The organism is Candidatus Phytoplasma rubi (genome assembly GCF_026821955.1).
GTDB classification, from domain to species: Bacteria; Bacillota_I; Bacilli_A; order Acholeplasmatales; family Acholeplasmataceae; genus Phytoplasma; species Phytoplasma vitis.
The window spans coordinates 380,354-400,976 of record NZ_CP114006.1; the positions used below are offsets into that span (position 1 = coordinate 380,354).

Genomic DNA, 20,623 nt, shown 5'->3' on the forward strand with positions numbered 1-20,623 from the left:
TAATATAAAATGTTAACCAACGAACAAAAAGCGTTAAAACAAATCATTTCCTATATGAACCAAAATAAAGCTGAGCAATTAAGTTTTTATTTTCAGCTCATTGATCCACAATCTTTTTTAGATAAACAACATACAAAAATATTTCAAGCCTTAAAATATTTAAATTTAGGAAAAACAACTAATCATCCCTTTGATAAAATCAAATCTCAAACTGAGATCATCAAAGAATTACTCACCTATCTCCAAACCCATTTTCCCCAAGATAACTTCACTAAAGCATCATTACCTTTTTTAAGTAATGATGTTAATGAAGAAAATAACCTTGATTTCTTAGATAACTTAAAACATACTTATACCCAAGAAAAACTGTTCCAACAACTCTTAAAAATCATTAGCCCTTCTTTTGAAAACAAGGATCCTTATCATAAACATCTATACTACCAAGAAATCTTTGATAAATTAAGAAAATTTATGTCCTTTATACCTCATCCCTCCGATAAGACTTTGTTAACTTTAAATCAAATGGCTTCTTGTCATCCTGAATTTTTCGAGTCCAATCAACAAGCCAAACAAAAAATTCAAGAAGAATATTACCGTTTATCAGAAACTTTCCGAGGATTAAATCAAGCCACCAAAGGCTTAAAAAAAGGTCAAATTATCACCATTGGGGGCTATACTGGTTTAGGAAAAACCACTTTTGTTTATAATCTTTTGTTAGATATCACTAAAACTAAATACAAAGAAACTCATCATCATCCTCATCTCTTAGTTTTTTCTTATGAAATGACAATGGAGGAAAATTTAAGTCGTTTATTAGCCCACCAAACTCAAATTCCCTTAGATGTTATTTTAGATAAAAATTGGGAAGAATCAAACATCACCACACATACCTACATGGAAAGGATGAATGACACTCAACAATTCTTTTCCCAGCTTAACTTATCATTTAGTTATGATCAAGGTAAAAAAATAGATTATATCATTGATTTAGTTTATCGCCTCTATTTGGAACAAAAAGTTGAAATCATCGTTATCGACCATCTCCAAATTACCAAATCGACTAATCATTTAGAAAATGACCGTTTAGCCATTGACGAAATTATGACGAAACTCAAACAATTAGCAATTGAATTAAACATCGTTATTATCATTTTATCTCAATTTTCAAGAGATACATACAGCAATTACCAAGGTAAATCACCAGAAATAACAGCTTTAAAAGGAAGTGGTGGAATTGAAACTAACTCAGATATCGTCTTAATGATGTCTAAATTCCAACCCAAAATATCCAAAGACAAAGAAAAACCATTAAATATCTATAATCAAGATTTAAATAAATTATATTTAGAATCAAAAAATAACGAATCTCAAAAAATTATTGAATTATCTATTAAAAAGAATCGAAATGGCACCAAAAAAAACTTAATTTATCATTTTGAAATGACCACTCAAACCTTTCAAGAAATCGGTTATATTTTACCTTACCCATTAGAAAGTTATTAAGGAGTTCATCAATGAATTATCAAGATAAAATAAAATACATTCAAACTCATTTCCCCATGTCAGTTTTATTAAAAAAAATAAAAATTTTACCTCTAAATTTTAATAACCACCACCGTTTTCCTTGCCCCATCCATCAAGGAAAAAATCCCACTTGTTGTCATTTCACTGCAACTAATAAAATTCATTGTTGGAAATGTTGTCGCGATTACGATATTATTGATGTTTATATGGCGATCCGTCAGATTAAATCTTTTCATGAAGCGATTCAAAGAATAGCAAGATTTATGAATTCTTTTAAATTTAAAACCTTAATCCAACAAGAAAAAGAAATAACGAAAATAACTACTAACCCTTTTCAACAATCATATCAACCTATTAAATCAAAAAAGCCAATTGACGAAAAGGAAATTAATATCAAAAAGAAACAATTATTTAAAGAAATCTCACCCTTATTCAACCAAATTAGAGATTATTATCATTATTTATTGACTTCTAACCAAAATAACGAAAGTCAACCAGGATTAACTTATTTAACTCAAAAAAGAAAACTTACTTTAAAAACCATCAAAGAATTTAAACTTGGTTACGCTCCTTTAATGGATAAACCACTATCTTTTCGTCTCATAAATTACTGTCAACAGAAAAATATTAATATCGATCAATTATTAGAATATGGTTTTATCAAAGAAAAAACCAGTCAACAAAATAAAAAATATTTTCATGATGCTTTTCATGGTTCCATTATTATCCCCATCGAAAACGGTTATCATCAAACTTTTCATTTTTATCAAAACCATTTCCGCGAAGTTTCTTACTTTCAACCCAAATACCAAGCTTTAACTAATTTTAGTCAAACGCCGACCTTTCATTTCAGTTATCGGTTTTTTGAAGCATTACCATATATTAAAAAACAAAAACCATCATCATTCATGAAGGTTTTTTTGATGTCATTAGTTGTTGGCAAAACAATATTAAAAATGTTGTCGGTCTCATTTGTGTCGCCCAATTACTTTCCCAATCTCAACTAGAAATTCTCCAAAAAGAAAATATCAAAGTCATTATCGCCTTAGATAACGACGAAACAGGGCGAAAACGCAGTGAAGCCTTAGGTGAACAACTCAAAGAAGCAAATATTATATACGAAATCAGAAGGATTTTGCCTCCTTACGATCAAACTTGTAAAGATGTTGATGATTTATTACGTCAATACGGAAAAGAAGCTTACCAAAAATGTTTTTTAGATCCTTACTTCTCTTATGAAGAGGCCCAAAAGAAAATCATCGTCGATTTAGCTGTTCATTTCTTTGGTGAAGACAAAGTTGAAGTAATTAGTTAAATTATTTTTTTACACCAAAATATATAATATCTACACATATAAAAAAATTAACACACTCTCATAAAAAAATATATATACCCTAAATTTAACTATTTAGGGTTTTTATTTTTATAACAAAAAATCAAATAAAAAGGAGAAAAAAATGAAAAATGACACTAGTCAAGAAATTAGAATCGGGGGTTGGCGCACGAAAACCACCCCGAGCGATTTAAATCAAATTAAAAACTTTTTAAAAATATTAAAAGAAGATTTAATTAATCTCACTATTATTGCTCATTCTAAAAAGAAAAATACCTACCAAGAAGCCAATTACCGCCCCAAAAACCAAACTCTTTTTGTCGATCCTCAAATCTTAGAAGAAATTAAACAAACAAAAATAATCTTAATTAATGATAATTTTTCTTCTAGTAATAGTAAACTATTACTTTCAGATTTAACCCCTCTTAAAAGCCAAAATAACCCCCTTAAACACCTATATCCTCTTTTTCAAATCAATTATCAAAATGAAACTAAAAACCGTATCAAAGAATTGATTGGGAAAATTGATGTCAATAAATTAGAAACTTTACAGTTATATCAATTAGACCCTCAAAAGTTGGATAAATACCATAATCCCATGAAAAATAACTATAAAAAAGGGTTAAACATTCTTTATTATCAAAAAGAAGATTTAAAATACATTCAATCTTTTTTGACAAAAGATAAACAAGGTTATCGGGTGAAAAAGCTACATCCCAAATATAAATATATACCAAAACAACAAAAATGACACTTCACTGACACTTCACTGACACTTCACTGACACTTTTATGACACTTTTATGACAGTTTGACTTTGAAAATAATCTATATAAAGATTAACTCATTGAAGGAGTGATATTTGATATTTTATATCGATAATGATAATGATACTCGATATTTGATATTATCGTATTATCATTTTTCATATCATTATTATTTATCGATATAATAAAAACCTCTTTTTTAGGTAATTTTATTTTTTTAATTTATTTTAATCATTAAATCAACTTTAATTTTTAAATTAATTGCCTTACCAAGTATTGAAATATATTATCTATGAAACAAAAAGAGCGCGCTGAAGCGCTTATTTAATAACTATAAATAGATAAAATAAATTTATTTATTTAACCTTTATTTTATTGTCAATAATTTGATTTTTTAAAAAAGTTAAGGGACTTTGATAATTAAGTTTTTTAATTAACCATTTTTGATTATAAAAACGTTTAAATTCTTGAATTTTTTTAGTTATTTTTGTAAAAGAATATGAATACCAATCACCATAACGACTTTTAAACCAACCTTTCAAATTACTAAACCAAGATTCAATAGGAGCATTATCATTGGGGCAACCAGGTCGCGACATACTAATTAAAAACCCTTTTTTTTGTAAAGTTTGTTGCCAAACCCGACTAGTATAACCCCCACCACGATCAGAATGAATAATACAAGGGCGTTTTAATTTAGGCAGAACCTTAAAAGTAGCTTGGATTAATTTTAAATTAGGACGTAAACTGGTTTGGACACTCAAAATTTGTTGGTGATAACCATCTAAAATAACCGACACCCATAAGAATCCCTGTTTAGTATTAAAACAAGTTAAATCGGTATAAATTTTGGTTAAAGGTTGATCGGTGTGAAAATGATTTTTAATTAAATTAGGTTGATAAGCGAGATTTTTTTGAAAAATTTTATTTTTAGTGTGGGGACGACGCCATTTCATTAACCAATTATTTTGGCGCATTATTTGTAAAATTACTTTATGATTAACGTTTTCTGAAAAAGTATGACGATATAAAATGGTAATTTTACGATAACCACAAGCTTAATGATATTTTTGACATAATAAACCTACTCTTTTAGTAATTAATTGATAATTATGTTGACGTTTTCTTTTCGGTTTTTGACTTTTTCGCCAATAATAATAAAGATGACGTTTAATTTTTAAAAGTGTTAAAATCCGCGTAATGGTTAAAGTTTTTTGATAAACCTTGATTAAAGGTAACATAATTTTCGATAAATCAGGACGTTGATAAAGAATTACCGTTTGTAACAACTCAATTTGTTTTTTAATTAACATTCAAAACCTTTTCCTTTATTTAATATAGCACCATTTTACCATCCTTATGGAAAATAAATTAGCTAAAATAGAAAAATAATTTATTTTAGAGACGAGTTTTTTATTTTTTTTGGTTAACTAATAAGTGAAGAGTTAAAATGGTTTCGTCTTTTGTCTTGAAAAAAACTTTAAAATTGGGAAATTTAATTCAACAACTTCCGCAGTTCAAAAAAGTTTTTTTTACGAGAAAAGATGAGGTTATACAACTGAAAAAGTGTTTTTAGTGATTATTTACAAGTTAAAAAGTTGTAACAAAATATGGGTTCAGTGCGCTCAACCCTTAACCCAAAATATTAAAGTTAACTCTAAAACAGTTTATTTTAAAATGAAAAAATTTTATTTATTATGTCAAACTCGAAAAAATCATTATCTTAAATGTCATAATAATAACTATTATATCCCTATTTCTCAATTAAATCTCTTAAAAAATAATTTTCAATCTACTCAATCTTATCAAAAATTGTATGTGGATTTTACTTATTTATTTTATGAGAAAACTAAAATCCTTTATTTATCAGTGATTATGGACTTGTATAATAAAGAAATTTTGAGTTATTATCTTTCTTGCCAAAAGAGATGCTCATTTAGTTTTGATACCTTTAAACCAATTACCAAATTTAAAAAAACCTGCTCTTTTTCATTCGGACCAAGGTGTTGAATATACTAGAAAAATAATTCAAAATAATTTAAAAGAAAAAAACTTGATTTCTAGTTTCTCAGAAAAAGGAATTCCCGCTCAAAACGCTTGTATTGAAACTTTTTTTTCTAATTTTAAATGTGAAACGATTTATTTAGAAAAAAGAAAAAAATTAACCAAAAAACGTTTAACATAGATTGTTAATGCTTTTATTAAAAATTATAATTCTCAAAGAAGAATAAAATATTTAAATTATCTTTCTCCTTATCAATTTAAATATCAAAAAGAAAACCAACAATCCACCCTCAGATAATAATGAGAGTTTTACTTGTTGGTTTTCTTTTTGAATATCTCATTAACAAAAAATGTTTGGCTAAAACAAAAAAAATTTTAATTTAATTTTAATAAAAAATTTAGAAACAATAAAATAGAGGTTAAACTCAACTATAAATTTACTCTATGAGGGGTCAAATAGATAAAATAAGACATTTTTTTATCTTTTTACTATAATTTTTATTAATTACTAGATATTTTTTAATGATAAATAGATACCTTTAAAGCTGTTATTTTTGATTATATCTTTAAATTAGACCGAACATTCGGCTATTTTTAAATTATTTTTTTATTTATCTAATTTTTTATTAAAAAAATATATATAAAAAAATAATTAATAAATATTTTTAAAAGTCTTGTGTCTTGTTTTTTTTAAAATTATTACTTTATTAAAAAAAATATATATAAAAAAATTATTAATAAATATTTTTAAAGGTCTTGTGTTTTGTTTTTTTTAAATTTTTTTAAAAAAACTTGACAAAATATAATTTTTTTGTATAATGAAAAAAGACTACAAGACCAAAACTTTTAAAATATATATTTGTAATGATATGTTTTCTTTTTTTATTTTTTTCTTTTTCTTTGTTTAGTTAAATTTTTTAAAAAAAATTAAAAAAATTTTTAATTTTTGTTTGACATATTATTATTTTTATGTTATAATGTTAATAATTAATAAATAGTTTACTTTTTTAATTTTTTAACTTTTTAATTGGTTCCATTTTGATGGAACACACCTAATGATAAAATTAATTTGGTAATTAATTATTAAATTATTTAAATGTTTAATTAATTTTTTTATTAAATTAAATGAAAAGAGTTTTTTTATATGAAAAAAGGTTTATTATTTTTATCTAATGGTTTCGAAGATTGCGAAGCTTTAGTTACAAGATCATTTTTAAAGAAAAATTCTTTAGATATTATCACTTTTACTTCAAATACCTCTTTGGAAGTTTTTTCTTCTCAAAAACTAATAGTAAAATCAGATTTACATATTGATAAAGTTAAATTATCTGAATATGATTTTTTAATTATTCCAGGCGGTCCATATGTAAAAAAAATGTTAGAAGAAAATGACGAAATTTTAAATAAAATTTTTCAAATTATAAAATATTTTGTTGAAAATAAAAAAATTATTGGGGCAATTTGTGCTGCACCTTCTTTTTTAGGAAAATTAAATTTATTAGAAAATCATAATTTTACTTGTTATCCAGGATATGAAAAATATATAAAAGGTAATTATTACTCCAATGAAAAAGCTGTTACTAGTGATATTTTTGTTACATCACGTTCTTCTGAAACAGTTTTAGATTTTGTAAAACATTTATTAATTAAAATAAAAAAATAATTTTTTATAAATAAATGATGTTTTTTTCTATTTTTATTTAAAAAATATTTAAATAAAATTTTTTTAATACAAAAAAATATAAAATAATTTATATAAATTTAAAAAAGTTAATGTATAAAATACATTTTTTTAGAAAGATATTTTTTAATGAAACAAAAGAACAATTTGGATATTATTTCTTTTAAAAAGAATGAAAAAAAGAAAATAAATATTTTAGGTTTTTCTGTATTCTCAATTATAATGATTTTATTTTTGATTATAATTCATATATTTTTAAGTTATGATTCAGAAAATAAAAAAATAAATTCTCAAAATTGGCATAATTTTATGTCTATGTTGTTATTTGTAATGGTTTTTTCTGGAATTTTAAAATTTATAGGTTCTAATTTTCCTATTATAAAAAATATAGGCGGTGGTCCTATTTTATGTATTTTAGTTCCTGCTTTTATTTTTAATTACAATTTCGGATTTCCGACTTTTACAAAATTTCAAAAAACATTTATTAATCAAACTTCTTTTTTTTCTAAAAATGCAGAAGGTATTGGTTTTTTAGATTTCTTTGTAACATCTTTGGTAGTAGGTAGTCTTGTAGGAATTAAAAAAGAATTTTTAGGTAGAATGTTAAAAAGATTTTTACCTTTAGTAATTATTACTTTGATAATATCAGCTTTATTTGCAGGAATAATAGGATTAATTTTGGAACCTATAAAAGGATTAAGTAATATTAAAAATAGCACTCGTAATAGTTTTTTAGATTCTATTTTTTATATTTTTTTTCCGATAGCATGTGGAGGTTTTACTTGCGGGATAATTCCTTTAACTAAAATTTTTTCTCAAGGGAATATAATATATGAAGATGCCTTCAAAGATCATATTTTACCTTCTTTATTAATTGCTGGTATTTTTAGTGTTATTTTGTCTGGTTTAATTAAGAAATTTTTTGGAAAAAGTAAATATAGTAGCCCTAATAAAATAATAGAAAAAAATATTAAAATTTTAGAAAATGATAAAAATATAAATCAAGGGATGAAGAATACAGAATTAAATATTAATTATTCAAATATATCTACCGGTTTAATATCTATTTTTTCTTTTTATATTTTAAGTAGTTTATTAAGAATCATGATATTAAAATTATTTTCAATATTTTCTTTTTTAAAGAATATTGAAAATTATTTACCTCCTGTTATAGTTTTTTTGGTTATATTAGTTATAATAGTAAAAATTTTAAATTTAGTTTCTTTTTATTATGAAAAATGCATTGAACAAGCTTCTCAATTTATAACAAATAATTTTACATCTTCTATTTTATGTTTGGTCGGAATAGGAACAAATATTAATAAAATAATAGATTCTATTTATAATTTACATTTTTTATTAACTTGCATTTTATGTGTTATTATTACATCATTAACAGCTGCTATTATTGGAAATAAATTTGGTTATTATCCTGTTCAATCCGCTATTTCTGCAGGACTTTGTTCGAATAGTATTGGTGGAGCTGGAAATATGGCTATTTTAGAAGCATCAGATTCTATGGAATTAATGCCTTATGCTCAAATATCTACTCGTATGGGAGGAGATATTATAGTTATATTAGCTAGTATTTTTTTTCCTTTGTTTTATCAAATTTAATTGTATGGAGTTTAATTTTTAAGTAAACTCTTTTTAAAAATAGATATAAAAGATATAAATTTTTTAAATTTATTTAGAGTATTATACCAAGGTTTAAAATCACAATATATAGAAATGCATAATCGTATGATAACTTACGAAAAAGAACACGAAGCTTCTGCCGTAATATCCTTAAATGAATTTTTAAAGTATTTTATAAAATTACGGATTTAATTGCTTATAAATACGTGATTAAATCAATAAGGAAAAGCTATTAAATTTACTACAAAATTTGCGCAAGGTATAACTAAAACCACTTTGGTTCTTCTTGAAGGTCATAGTTTATGGAATATATATAATGATATAGTGAATGAAAATAAATAACAACCAATAATTATTATAAAAGAAGCTTTAGAAATACATAAATAAAACATCGATCGCGATTTTAGCTAAAATTGACACTGACAAAGAAAATTACAAAAAAGACAAAGAAAAAATTGAAAAGATTTAAAATCCGATGAATTCGCCAAGGAATATGATAAATCAATACAAGGGAGTTCGAGAAATAGAAAAAAGAGAAAAATCTATTGTCGAAGAATATGAAACTATTATTGAGTAATTAACTTATAAAATAAAAAAAATTAGTGATATATCAAAATTAGAATACGAACAAAGTGATTTAGAAGTAAAATTAGAAGATAAAAAAACAGAAATAAAAACAATAAAATAAGAATTAAAAAATAAATCTCTAAGTTATAACCTCACATAAAAAAGAATCAAACAAAAACATAAACCAAAAATGCATGAAATAGTTATGATTCCCGATTCAAAAGACGAAACACCTAAAAAATGATTATAATTCCTAATTAAAAATATTTTTTAAACATTTAATTTATAAAATATATAATAGTGATATAAATGATATATTTATATTTGATAATATTCACTATTATCATAGAGGGTAAAAAAAATTAATGAATATTAGTAATTTTTTAAAAAAACATTTATCAATTATCATCATTATTTCAATTTTTGTTATTATAGTTATATTTTGGTTTTATCAAAGTGCCAACAATTCTCAACAAAACAAAGAAAAGATGTCTCATTTAGAATTAAAATCAGAAGAAATTAAACTTTTAGAACTAAAATCAGAAGAATCTAAACCTCAAAAAAATAAATACGAAACTAAAAAACCTAAATTTTCAACTACTCAAACTTATTTCGACCAAATTAAAAATTATATTTTTCAAGAAACTGATGATAAATTTTTACTACCAAACGATATTTCTGAATCAGAACAAAAATCAATTGAAAAAATTAAAAATAGTTCGAAATTATCATTAAATTCTTTAAAAGAAAATCAAAATCAGATTATTAAAGAAAATGAAAAATGTTATAATTTAAAAAAACAATTTCATAAATTACAACTTCAAAAAGAAATACTAAAAGGGCAACTAAAACAAAAAGAATTAGAACTCAAAATTTTAGATAATATATTATCAAGGGACGAAGATTATCGAAAAACATTAGAAGAAAAATATAAAAATAATGAAACACAATACAAAAACTCTATCTTATCTGAATTAAACTCGATTTATGAAATCGATAACTAATTCAATTAATTCAGGACTTTCAAATCGAAAGTCTTTTTTATAACAGCTACTTTCGAAAATTAGCTGTTATTTTTTTACACCAACAAAAAGAAAGGAGTAAAAATTTATGTTATGACTTGTAAAAAAAACATTTTTTTTGTAAGTTTTTTTATTATATTCTTTATCTTTAATCTTTGTCAAAGCAGTTAATAATTATTTTCATGTTGCCAAACAATAAACGATCAATTTTGTCAATTTCGAAAAGAATAGGCGATAAATAAAAAAACTATTATTTTATTATTTAAAATTTAAAAAAATAAAAGGAGTTTGTAAATGTCTTATCGTAATAACCGGTAATAGACAAGGAGTATTTGGTCGATTTATGTTGTATTGGGGTGCCCTGTTCCAAAACTTTAGACACTTTTTATTTTTTAAAAACTCTTTAAGAATAACTAATAAGTTAGTCTTTTTTTGTTTCAAAGACTAAAAAAATAATTTCCTCTCTTTTCTAAAAACGTTTTTAAAAAGGAATTAAATGTTAAGAAAAGAATTATTTAAAGATTTTTAAAAAATAAAAAGAATTTAGAAATTCGTAATCAATTAATCGAACTTCATTTACCTTTGGTAAAAAAACTAGTTTATAAATTTAAATATTATCCTCGAGTTTTAACTAGAGAAGATTTATATCAAGAAGGGATTTTAGGATTAATCAAAGCCCTCAATAATTATGAAGATTTAGGTTATGACTTTATTGCTTACGCTACTTCAACTATCAAATCGGAAATCACAGAAATGATTAGAAAAAGTCATTCTCCTTCTCTTCCACAAAAAAATCATAAAGTTGATAATCTTTCTTTTAAAGAAGAGTTTTATGAACCATATCAAATAAATAATTTAAACCCTCATCAATTATGGTTAAAACAAGTTAATCATGAAATTTTTTTAAAAAAAATGAAAGCTAAATTAAGTGAAAACGAATTTAAAATTATTCATTTAAGTTTTGGGGTTCCTTTAGGAGATATAAACGAAGATTATCAAACTAGTTATTCGAATGAAGAAATAACTCAAATGCTTAATTTATCTTTAAAACAAGTAGAAAACATGAAAGAAAAAGCGATCAAGAAATTAAAAAAATAAAAAACGTTAACCTTTCTCGTCCGTAATGACGTTTTAAACTATAAGTCTTTGACGTTAGACCAAGAGGACAGTGGAAAAATCAAGTCCCATAACGTACATAAGGTAACAGTTATACCAGTAGAAGTTAATTGAGTTAACGGAAAAATTCTGCTTTCCGTGGATCGATCAATTGTTAAAAAAATAAAATTTTAATTTAAACAGAAACAAGATTACTTTCAAAGTAATCTTTTTTTGTATAAAAAAACAAACATAAAATTTTTGAAATAACAGTAAAAAAAGTGAATAGGGCAATATCTCGAAGAAAACTTCGAACTCCGTCATGAAATCAATAAACTCAAAAAAAACAGTTAAAAGAAGAACAAAAAGCCCATTAAACAACTAAAGTAACCTTAGAAAGAAATAAAAAAATATTAACTCAAAAAAACAGCAGAATAGGACAAAATTAAAAATACCATAGACAAACAAGAAACCTGGAAAGGTTCAATTCAACCCTTTATTAATAAAATTAAAAAAAACATAAATGAAACATTTATTAAAGTAACTTCTTGGTTCAAAAAATGGTTTTAATTAAAATTCAAAAGTTAAATGTGTTAAAATGTTGGTATATTACAAATTATCCGAAAGGAACTAATCATGTTTAATATTAAAAAAATAATCAAATTGTTTTTTTATCATTTTAGGGTTATTTCTTTTTTTAATTATCGGTTGGATTATTTTAACCAAAATGAAAATCATTAAATTACCAAAAAAAGAAATCCCTATTTTAAATGAAACCAAATTCGAAAAAATTGATGAATGGTATGACGGATAATAACAAATGTTAAATGATTAAAGCCAAATACATCTTTGATGGCATAATGAAGTTTTGGTTATTATCAACAACAAGCTCAAGCCAAAAAAGGCAGTTTTAATGATATTTTAACAGTTCAAGAACGCATAAAATCCAAAAAAGAACCATCTAAACCTCACCAATTACATCCAAAGACCATCATTCTTTCGATCGTTGGATAAAAAAAGAGGATTAACCTATAAAACATACTACTTTAAACGGATTCAATTTCGCTTCTTTCGATATGAAAGATGACAGTCATTTATATTCAAATTTTATATTCAAATATTAATTTCGAAAAACAACACAACACGAAAGCCCAGGTAAACAACTCTTTAATCATTAAATACAAAGAAGATAAAGATATATTTACCTTGGTAGGGCTTTTGTTCACGATGCCAACTTCGAATTAACTGATTTACCATCTTCGCTTCAACCCTGTTCGTAAAACTTTATCTATTTACCAAGATAAAAACAATAACGATAAAGTCAAAGAAGTTGAAAATAATAAAAGAAGAATCCACTCTGAATGGTGATAAAATATTAACAACTTCCAATATGTTAAAATTAAAGTAATAAAAATCAAAGGAGATTTAATTAATGTTTAAAATCAAAAATAATTTATTATTGTTATTGAATGCATTTTTTGTATTTACTTTCTTAGGATTGTTTTTAATTACTAGTAATAAACAAGTAATGGGGATGAATAAAGATATTGCTAACACTAGTAATAATAATCAAAACATCACTAATTACTCTATTGAAGAAAATATAATTAATTTAAAATATAAAATTCGGGAAAATGCAGTTAAAAAAATAAATAAAGAAAGCGAAATACAACAATTATCAAATAATGATCCTATAAAAAACACTCTTTTAGCCTTAAAACAAAATTTAGAAAATTTAATTCATAATCAAAAAGAACAATTAAAAACTTATCAAATACTTTTAAAAACTTTAAATGATGAAAATAATTAATTTGTTTTTAATAATAAATAAAAATATTTAATTCTTCACAAATACCCTCATCAGGGTCTTTTTTTATTTAACAACACATGCAAAACTGGAAAGGAAACTAAAAATCATGTTCATAAAAAAAATCTTTCAATTTTTACCTATTAATCTCATTTTTTTCATCATCACTTTACTTTCATTTATTTATTTGATAACCATTTATTATGTCATTAAATTCTATTTTTTTTACCGTCAAACTAAGTATTCGCCAATTAAAATAAGGAATAGTGGTTCAATTTTATCAACATTTAACCACGAATTAACCCAATCATCATGTGGAATTTCATTAATACTTGGTTAGCCAAGCTAAATAATAGCCTTAATACTATCAGTCGTTATTTCTTTACTTATCAAAATCAATGGTTAAATTTATGTTTATTAACAATTATTTTATTATTTCTTCCTCATTTCTTATATCTAATTGATTTTCTTTTTAAATGTCTTTATTGCCTTTTTTGTTTTCCCTGTTCCAAAACTTTAGACACTTTTTATTTTTTAAAAACTCTTTAAGACTAACTAATAAGTTAGTCTTTTTTTGTTTCAAAGACTAAAAAAATAATTTCCTCTCTTTTCTAAAAACGTTTTTAAAAAGGAATTAAATGTTAAGACAAGAATTATTTAAAGATTTTTTAAAAAATAAAAAGAATTTAGAAATTCGTAATCAATTAATCGAACTTCATTTACCTTTGGTAAAAAAACTAGTTTATAAATTTAAATATTATCCTCGAGTTTTAACTAGAGAAGATTTATATCAAGAAGGGATTTTAGGATTAATCAAAGCTTTCAATAATTATGAAGATTTAGGTTATGACTTTATTGCTTACGCTACTCCAACTATCAAATCCGAAATCACAGAAATGATTAGAAAAAGTCATTCTCCTTCTCTTCCACAAAAAAATCATAAAGTTGATAATCTTTCTTTTAAAGAAGAGTTTTATGGACCATATCAAATAAATAATTTAAACCCTCATCAATTATGGTTAAAACAAGTTAATCATGAAATTTTTTTAAAAAAAATGAAAGCTAAATTAAGTGAAAACGAATTTAAAATTATTCATTTAAGTTTTGGGGTTCCTTTAGGAGATATAAACGAAGATTATCAAACTAGTTATTCGAATGAAGAAATAACTCAAATGCTTAATTTATCTTTAAAACAAGTAGAAAACATGAAAGAAAAAGCGATCAAGAAATTAAAAAAATAAAAAACGTTAACCTTTCTCGTCCGTAATGACGTTAAACTATAAGTCTTTGACGTTAGACCAAGAGGACAGCAGAAAAATCAAGTCCCATAACGTACATAAGGTAACAGTTATACCAGTAGAAGTTAATTGAGTTAACGGAAAAATTCCGCTTTCCGTGGATCGATCAATTGTTAAAAAAATAAAATTTTTGAAACAACAGTAATAAACGATTCCAACATCAATCAATCAAATATTCGTTCAATACATTCGTTTTCAAAAGTTTTATCTATGAATAATGAAATTTATTTATCAATAATTAAAAAAATAAGGAGGATAAAAAATGAAAAATAAAAAAATATTATTAGAATTTTTATCATCAATTACATACCTAAAGGAAGACGCACAATATTTAGATTATCACGAATTTGTAGAAGCTGTAAACGGCACCGTTTGGAACATAGATGTTTCAGATAAAATTGAATATTCAAAAAATTTAACTGATGATGACAAAGAAGAAATTAATTCCTTTTTATCATCAATTCAACATTATTTTTACAAATTTAAAGATGGCATTAGCAAAAACGTGCTTGAATCACTTGATGATGAAGTTGATAATTTATTAGAATATTGTAAAGATGAAAAAATTGAAATTGTTTATGAAAATGACGACGATGACTACGAAAACAACGAAGATAACGATGATGATAAAAAAATAAAAAAGAAGGAAAAAATAAAATATGTTAAATAAAATTCAATTAATCGGCCGTCTCAGCCATGATTTAGAAAAACAATATATCAATTCAAACAACGAACAAATTCCTAAAATCGATTTTCAATTAGCAGTTAATAACAAAGAGATAACCCAATTTATCCCCTGTGTCGCTTTTCGAAAACAAGCCGAAAAAATGAAGAAATATTTACATAAAGGTTCGAAAATTTATCTTGAAGGAACTTTATCCATCCAAAAATACACGAATAATGAAGGTCAAACCAAAATAAACACTAAAGTTATTCTTCAAAACGTGATCTTTTTAGACAATAAACCTTAAGAAAATTTACCTTTTTAAAAAAATAAATTTCATAACAATCAAATAAACTTAATCATCTAACCCCTTTTCAAAAGGGGTTTTTTTATTGGAAAAAAACACAACAAATTGGCAAGGACACTAAAAGAAATAAAAAAATCAAGGAGACAAAATGAAAAAAAGATATCCTATTTTATTAACGATTTCCTATTTATTTTTCATCATCAGTAATATCATGGCCTTATTTTTTAATTTTGAATTAGGATTAAAATTTAACGCCACAATCGCCATCTTTTCTGATATTTTCTTTTTATTTTATTTATGACATAAGGAAGAAGAAAGATGAAAATCAATTGGATTGGATGTAAGAAAAAACTTTTACCCCAAATTATTTCTCATTTACCAAAACAATTTAAAACTTATTATGAACCTTTTTTAGGAAGTGGTGTTCTTTATTTTTATTTAAAACCATCAAAAGCGATTTTAAACGATAATGATAATCAATTAATCATTATGTGGCAACAAAGTTTCCAAAATCCGCATCATTTTGTTAACAAAGTCAAGGTGATAGAAAATTATATTTTTCAATATCACAACCAAAAGAACCAAAAACAAGCTTACAAAAATTTACTAAACCAATACAACCAAAATGCCAAAAAAAGAAAAAAATTAACCAGGTCAGCTATCTTTTACGTTTTAAATAAATACGCTTTTCGTGGTATTACTTGTTATGATAAGCAAAATAATTTAAAAACAAATTTTGGTTATAAACCCAAACAAAAAACACCTATCATCAATTTAAATGAATTAATCATCTTCCAACATCACTTCCAAAAGAAAAAACATGTTTTATATTGTACGGATTTTCCTCAAATTATCGCCAATAGTCAACAAGGCGATTTTCTTTTTGTCGATCCACCATATTACTATGAAGGAATTAAAGATAAAGATTTTTACCAAAAACCATTTTCTTTTACTGATCATCAACAATTATCCTTAGAATTACACCAAGCAATCAAAAGGGGTGTCAAATGGTTATGCACCAATTATGAAACAACCCCAATTCTTAATTTATTTCCAAATTATAACATCATTTAAAACAAAAACAACAATAAGTCATCATCTCACCAACAAAAACATCAATCAAGAAATCATTATTAAAAATTATGAGTATAATTAAAATTTTTACCATCGTGTCAGAACATTAAATCGGATATGAAACTTGATTTTGATTAAAAAAGGAGAAAAAAATGAAAACAACCAAAAAAGAATTTATTGACGATTACTGAAGTAAAGTGATTCAAAAATACAACGCCAACAAACAATTAATCGAAGAAATACATCATTATCGTGGCGGGATGGTCCCACATCAATTATATCATTCAATATAATCCATTAACTGGTCATAAATTAAAACAAACCAAATATCATCAAAATTTTTTTGTCGATCAAATTATTAAATACGATAAAGCGACTGGTAAAGAAATAAAAAAAACATCGATATTGAATATCTTAACTTTTCAAAAGAAAACCAAAATAAAAGGAGAATAAAAAAATCATATGAGCGACGCGCCATGACTGAAATCGCCCACGGGACTTACTTCAAAGACCGCAGCAAATTAAAACCCAAAAATAAAAATAATAATAAATCAAACAAAAAGGAGAAACCCAAAAATGATAAAAAAAGAATTAATTAAAAAAATCGCTTTAGCCAACAAAACTTCCGTAACTAAAACAGAAGAATTTTATCATATCTTTGAAAATACTTTAATCGAAGCAATCACCACAATAACGAAGAAGTAGTTTTATCACCTCAAATTGGCAAATTCATCTTAAAATCAAGAAAAGCCTACATCGGTAGAAACCCTAAAACAAAGAAAAAACTAAAAATCCCTGCCAAAACAGTAGTCACTTTCAAACTTTCCAAAAACATTAAAGACAAAGTGAAAACTTTAATTTTAAAATAAAAAAAGAGGTCAAAAATGGAAAACCAATCAGCCCAAATCCTTTGTGGGATTGTTTCAATCATTAGTTTTTTAATTACTTTCTTGATTATCTTTTTCAATTGCCAAGAAAAACCCAAAAAAAGATAACAATAATAAACCAAACAAAGAAAAAAAGTAGTAAATTAAACACCTAAGAAAGGAGGTTATCTATGTCATTAAACAAAAAATTTATTTTAGTTTGATCGGATTATTGAGTTTAGGTTTCTTGATTTTATTAATTTTTGGCTTTATTAATTCTCGTCCACCAACTAAAAATCCAACATTAACTAATCAACCTCCATCAACACAACAACAAGAGATCGACAACCAAATCAAATTAGAACAAGCCAAAATCCAAGAATTCCAACAACAAGATCAAACCTTAAAAAATCAAATTGATGAAAATGTCAAAACTTTAACTGAAACTATTACTAAAATTAAAACTCTGCAAACTGAATTAACTAATAACCCTCAATTAAATCCGTCAATCAAATTCCAAAAACAACAACAACTATCGGAACTGAAAAATCAACAACAAACTCAACAAACTTTAGTCAATAATTTATTAGAACAAAGGAAAGCCTTAAACCAAAATCAAAAAGAAAAACAAGCAGAACTAGAAAAATTAGCTCAAGAAAAAGCCCAACTTCAAACCCAAGAAAACCTCCAACAACAAATTTTTCAATTAAATCAAAGCTCTTAATTATGTCGAAGCTAATCAAAAAAGAATTGAAGAATTAAAAACTCAAAAAGAATATCAAAAAAATCAAACTGAATTAAAAAATTTCAAGGATTTTCAACTGTTCTTAACTGATCAAAAATTAGCTTTTGAAAAACAAAAGAAAAATTTAACTATCCAATTAAATCATTTAAAAGAAAATAAACCTCTTCCTCATACTAAAAAACAAGTGACATTCAAAGATGTTTACGGCATGGAAAGCGAAAAAGAAGAATTAGAAGACTTATTAACTTATTTTCGCACGAACCAATCCTTAATTAACTTCGATCAAGTCCGCCCTAAAGGTTATTTACTTTATGGTCCTCCAGGAACAGGAAAAACCTTTTTAATCAAAGCTCTTTGTGGGGAAGCTAACGTTCACTTTATTAATTTAATTCCTTCCCAATTCCGACAAAAATACATTGGTGAAGGGGAAAAAGAAGTTGATAAAGTTTGGCAAGAAGCAGAAAATCATGATAAAACCATTATCTTTATTGATGAAATTGAAGGATTAGAAAATCGTAATGATTCTAACATTTCTTCAGGAGGAGTCAATGTGATTAATACTTTATTAGATAAATTAGATGGGTTTAATAGCAATAATAAAAAAATTGTCTTAATGGGAGCTACTAATATAACCTTCATAAAATTGATACCGCTTTACGCAGTCGTTTTAGTAAAGAAATCTATATCGGTCATTTAAAAGATCATGAAATTGAAGGTTATTTAAAACATATTATCACCCCTTATCAAATTAGTTATCATACTTTCTTAGCTTTAAAAGATATTACCCAATTATGTCAAGGTAAAAACCTCTCTAATCGTGATTTAACCACGATTATCGAAGAAGCTTACAAAAAAACCGCTAAATGGGCTCAACAAAACCCTCAAACCCACGAAGTCATGTTACCTTCTGATATTGAAGAAGTCTTACAACTAAAATTAAAAATAAAACCTGATCATCAAAAAGTAAAACAAAGCCGAGTAACTTGTGAAAACCAATACGCCCAATGGCATCAAGGAATCCTTCAATATTTAGATAAACCTAAAGACGAAACTAAAATTGAATGTCGCTATACCTTTGATGGTTTAAACGGAATTAACTATTACAATCGTCGCTATTCTCAAATCCAAAGGGAATTAAGTAATATTAATCAGCAATTAACTAAAATCCACCAAGAAAACAAAATCTCCCAATTAGAACAAGAATTAGTCACTTTAAAACAAACACCTGATAAATACGAACAAACCATTAAAGATAAAAATCAAGAAATAATCGATATTAAAAATAATCTGAAAACTCTTCAAGCTCGAGAAGAAAGTTTAAGAAAAGAATTAAAGCTGGTCGATAATCGTCGTTAACTTCAAAAAGAACCCTCTAACCTCGTTAACTACATCAGAGAAGGTTAATCCGTTCGACCGTTGGAATAACAGAGGATTTAATTATGAGAAAACCTCAGTGAACGGATTTAAATTTTCTCGTTTTGATAAAGAAGATGATAGCCAATTATATTTATATGTAAAATTAGAAAAACAATTCAAAGAAGACTCAAGCGGTAACTGTTTAATCCTTAAATACAAAGGCCCTAAATACTTCTTAGACGAAGACAAAGACTATTATCTTGGTCGCGCACGTGTTTCTGATTCCAATCTCAAATTAACCAATTTCCACCTCCACTTCAACCCTGTCCGTAAAACTTTATCTCTTTACCAAGATAAACACAATAACGATAAAGCCCAAGAAGCCGAAAATAACACAAGAACCAGCGAGGACTGGTGATAAAAATTTTTAACAATTTCCAATATGTTAAAATATAAAGGAATAAAAACAAAAGGAAATTTAATTAATGATTAAATTACAAAATCAATTTAAAATAATAAGTATTTATTTATTTGTTTTATTAGGATTTTTTTTAATTTTTAATACTAAATGTTTGCATGCTTTTCCTGGTATAGATTTAGACGCAAGAAAACATCAACTTGAAGAAGAAATAAATACTTTAATGATAGAATTAACTAACGTTTTTAATGATACTAATTTAGAATCTCAAACACGTTTCAACAGAATTTCTTTAATTTCAAACAGAATAAATATTGTAGGAAATAATCTTCAAATGATAAATCAACAAATTTTTGCTCGAAACCAATACAATCTACAAATACAAATCAACCAAAATCAAACATAATAATAGAAGACGTTAAAATAATTTAAAGTATGTTTTATTTTTATTATTAAAT

21 protein-coding genes and 5 pseudogenes are annotated in these 20,623 nt (G+C 24.9%); 24 read left to right on the forward strand and 2 right to left on the reverse strand.

Annotation, left to right across the window (positions count from 1 at the left end):
• Positions 1-9 precede the first annotated feature (9 nt).
• From RS022_RS02075 to RS022_RS02085, 3 genes and pseudogenes are all read left to right on the forward strand, one after another.
• A complete protein-coding gene (locus RS022_RS02075; RefSeq protein WP_268850190.1) occupies positions 10-1,503 on the forward strand; it encodes a replicative DNA helicase in 1,494 nt (497 codons plus the stop codon).
• A gap of 11 nt (positions 1,504-1,514) precedes the next feature.
• Positions 1,515-2,839: pseudogene (locus RS022_RS02080) on the forward strand (toprim domain-containing protein).
• A gap of 142 nt (positions 2,840-2,981) precedes the next feature.
• On the forward strand, positions 2,982-3,608 hold the full coding sequence (locus RS022_RS02085; RefSeq protein ID WP_268849583.1) for a phase variable surface lipoprotein: 627 nt from the start codon (positions 2,982-2,984) through the stop codon (positions 3,606-3,608).
• A 371-nt stretch (positions 3,609-3,979) separates the two neighbouring features.
• Here the strand turns inward: RS022_RS02085 and RS022_RS02090 are convergent.
• Both RS022_RS02090 and RS022_RS02095 read right to left on the reverse strand, forming a co-directional pair.
• Positions 3,980-4,666: pseudogene (locus tag RS022_RS02090) on the reverse strand (IS3 family transposase); the annotation flags it as partial.
• Positions 4,667-4,681: 15 nt separating this feature from the next.
• Positions 4,682-4,936: a hypothetical protein gene (locus tag RS022_RS02095; protein ID WP_268849584.1), complete on the reverse strand. Its 255-nt coding sequence runs from the start codon at positions 4,934-4,936 to the stop codon at positions 4,682-4,684.
• Between the two features lie 629 nt (positions 4,937-5,565).
• On the opposite strand from RS022_RS02095, the gene RS022_RS02100 reads away from it, so the two are divergent.
• From RS022_RS02100 to RS022_RS02200, 21 genes and pseudogenes are all read left to right on the forward strand, one after another.
• A complete protein-coding gene (locus RS022_RS02100) occupies positions 5,566-5,808 on the forward strand; it encodes a hypothetical protein (RefSeq protein WP_268849585.1) in 243 nt (80 codons plus the stop codon).
• 963 nt (positions 5,809-6,771) lie between these two features.
• A complete protein-coding gene (locus RS022_RS02105) occupies positions 6,772-7,290 on the forward strand; it encodes a DJ-1/PfpI family protein (RefSeq protein ID WP_268849586.1) in 519 nt (172 codons plus the stop codon).
• Positions 7,291-7,437: 147 nt separating this feature from the next.
• A complete protein-coding gene (locus RS022_RS02110) occupies positions 7,438-8,925 on the forward strand; it encodes a 2-hydroxycarboxylate transporter family protein (protein ID WP_268849587.1) in 1,488 nt (495 codons plus the stop codon).
• A 953-nt stretch (positions 8,926-9,878) separates the two neighbouring features.
• Entirely contained in the window at positions 9,879-10,517 is a 639-nt protein-coding gene (locus RS022_RS02115; RefSeq protein WP_268849588.1) for a hypothetical protein, read from the forward strand.
• A gap of 514 nt (positions 10,518-11,031) precedes the next feature.
• A pseudogene (locus RS022_RS02120) lies at positions 11,032-11,633 on the forward strand (sigma-70 family RNA polymerase sigma factor).
• Positions 11,634-13,062: 1,429 nt separating this feature from the next.
• Positions 13,063-13,440, forward strand: coding sequence for an SVM family protein (locus RS022_RS02125; RefSeq protein WP_268849589.1), 378 nt, complete (start codon positions 13,063-13,065; stop codon positions 13,438-13,440).
• Between the two features lie 106 nt (positions 13,441-13,546).
• Positions 13,547-13,777 (forward strand): hypothetical protein, encoded by a 231-nt coding sequence (locus RS022_RS02130; protein WP_268849590.1) that lies wholly within the window; start codon positions 13,547-13,549, stop codon positions 13,775-13,777.
• The gene (locus tag RS022_RS02135; protein ID WP_268849591.1) at positions 13,750-13,986 is read left to right on the forward strand and encodes a hypothetical protein; all 237 of its coding nucleotides are present in this window, start codon (positions 13,750-13,752) and stop codon (positions 13,984-13,986) included. Before RS022_RS02130 ends, RS022_RS02135 begins: the two co-directional genes overlap by 28 nt.
• Positions 13,987-14,075: 89 nt before the next feature.
• On the forward strand, positions 14,076-14,678 hold the full coding sequence (locus RS022_RS02140; protein ID WP_268849592.1) for a sigma-70 family RNA polymerase sigma factor: 603 nt from the start codon (positions 14,076-14,078) through the stop codon (positions 14,676-14,678).
• Positions 14,679-14,997: 319 nt separating this feature from the next.
• The gene (locus RS022_RS02145; RefSeq protein ID WP_268849593.1) at positions 14,998-15,405 is read left to right on the forward strand and encodes a hypothetical protein; all 408 of its coding nucleotides are present in this window, start codon (positions 14,998-15,000) and stop codon (positions 15,403-15,405) included.
• A complete protein-coding gene (locus RS022_RS02150) occupies positions 15,395-15,706 on the forward strand; it encodes a single-stranded DNA-binding protein (RefSeq protein WP_268849594.1) in 312 nt (103 codons plus the stop codon). Before RS022_RS02145 ends, RS022_RS02150 begins: the two co-directional genes overlap by 11 nt.
• Positions 15,707-15,854: 148 nt before the next feature.
• Complete coding sequence (locus RS022_RS02155) at positions 15,855-16,007, forward strand: hypothetical protein (protein ID WP_268849595.1); 153 nt, start codon at positions 15,855-15,857, stop codon at positions 16,005-16,007.
• A 17-nt stretch (positions 16,008-16,024) separates the two neighbouring features.
• Positions 16,025-16,780, forward strand: a complete 756-nt coding sequence (locus RS022_RS02160; protein WP_268849596.1) for a DNA adenine methylase — start codon at positions 16,025-16,027, stop codon at positions 16,778-16,780.
• Between the two features lie 252 nt (positions 16,781-17,032).
• Positions 17,033-17,233: a DUF2963 domain-containing protein gene (locus RS022_RS02165; RefSeq protein WP_268849597.1), complete on the forward strand. Its 201-nt coding sequence runs from the start codon at positions 17,033-17,035 to the stop codon at positions 17,231-17,233.
• 23 nt (positions 17,234-17,256) lie between these two features.
• Complete coding sequence (locus RS022_RS02170; RefSeq protein ID WP_268849598.1) at positions 17,257-17,379, forward strand: hypothetical protein; 123 nt, start codon at positions 17,257-17,259, stop codon at positions 17,377-17,379.
• Positions 17,357-17,649, forward strand: a pseudogene (locus RS022_RS02175) (HU family DNA-binding protein). The gene RS022_RS02170 and the pseudogene RS022_RS02175 overlap by 23 nt, the downstream one beginning before the upstream one ends.
• A 217-nt stretch (positions 17,650-17,866) precedes the next feature.
• A complete protein-coding gene (locus RS022_RS02180; protein ID WP_268849599.1) occupies positions 17,867-18,370 on the forward strand; it encodes a hypothetical protein in 504 nt (167 codons plus the stop codon).
• A 205-nt stretch (positions 18,371-18,575) separates the two neighbouring features.
• Positions 18,576-19,088: an AAA family ATPase gene (locus RS022_RS02185; RefSeq protein ID WP_268849600.1), complete on the forward strand. Its 513-nt coding sequence runs from the start codon at positions 18,576-18,578 to the stop codon at positions 19,086-19,088.
• 200 nt (positions 19,089-19,288) lie between these two features.
• Positions 19,289-19,747: a hypothetical protein gene (locus tag RS022_RS02190; RefSeq protein ID WP_268849601.1), complete on the forward strand. Its 459-nt coding sequence runs from the start codon at positions 19,289-19,291 to the stop codon at positions 19,745-19,747.
• Positions 19,748-20,165: pseudogene (locus tag RS022_RS02195) on the forward strand (effector); the annotation flags it as partial. It abuts the gene before it with no gap.
• A gap of 67 nt (positions 20,166-20,232) precedes the next feature.
• Complete coding sequence (locus tag RS022_RS02200; RefSeq protein ID WP_268849602.1) at positions 20,233-20,571, forward strand: SVM family protein; 339 nt, start codon at positions 20,233-20,235, stop codon at positions 20,569-20,571.
• The last annotated feature ends 52 nt before the right edge of the window (positions 20,572-20,623 follow it).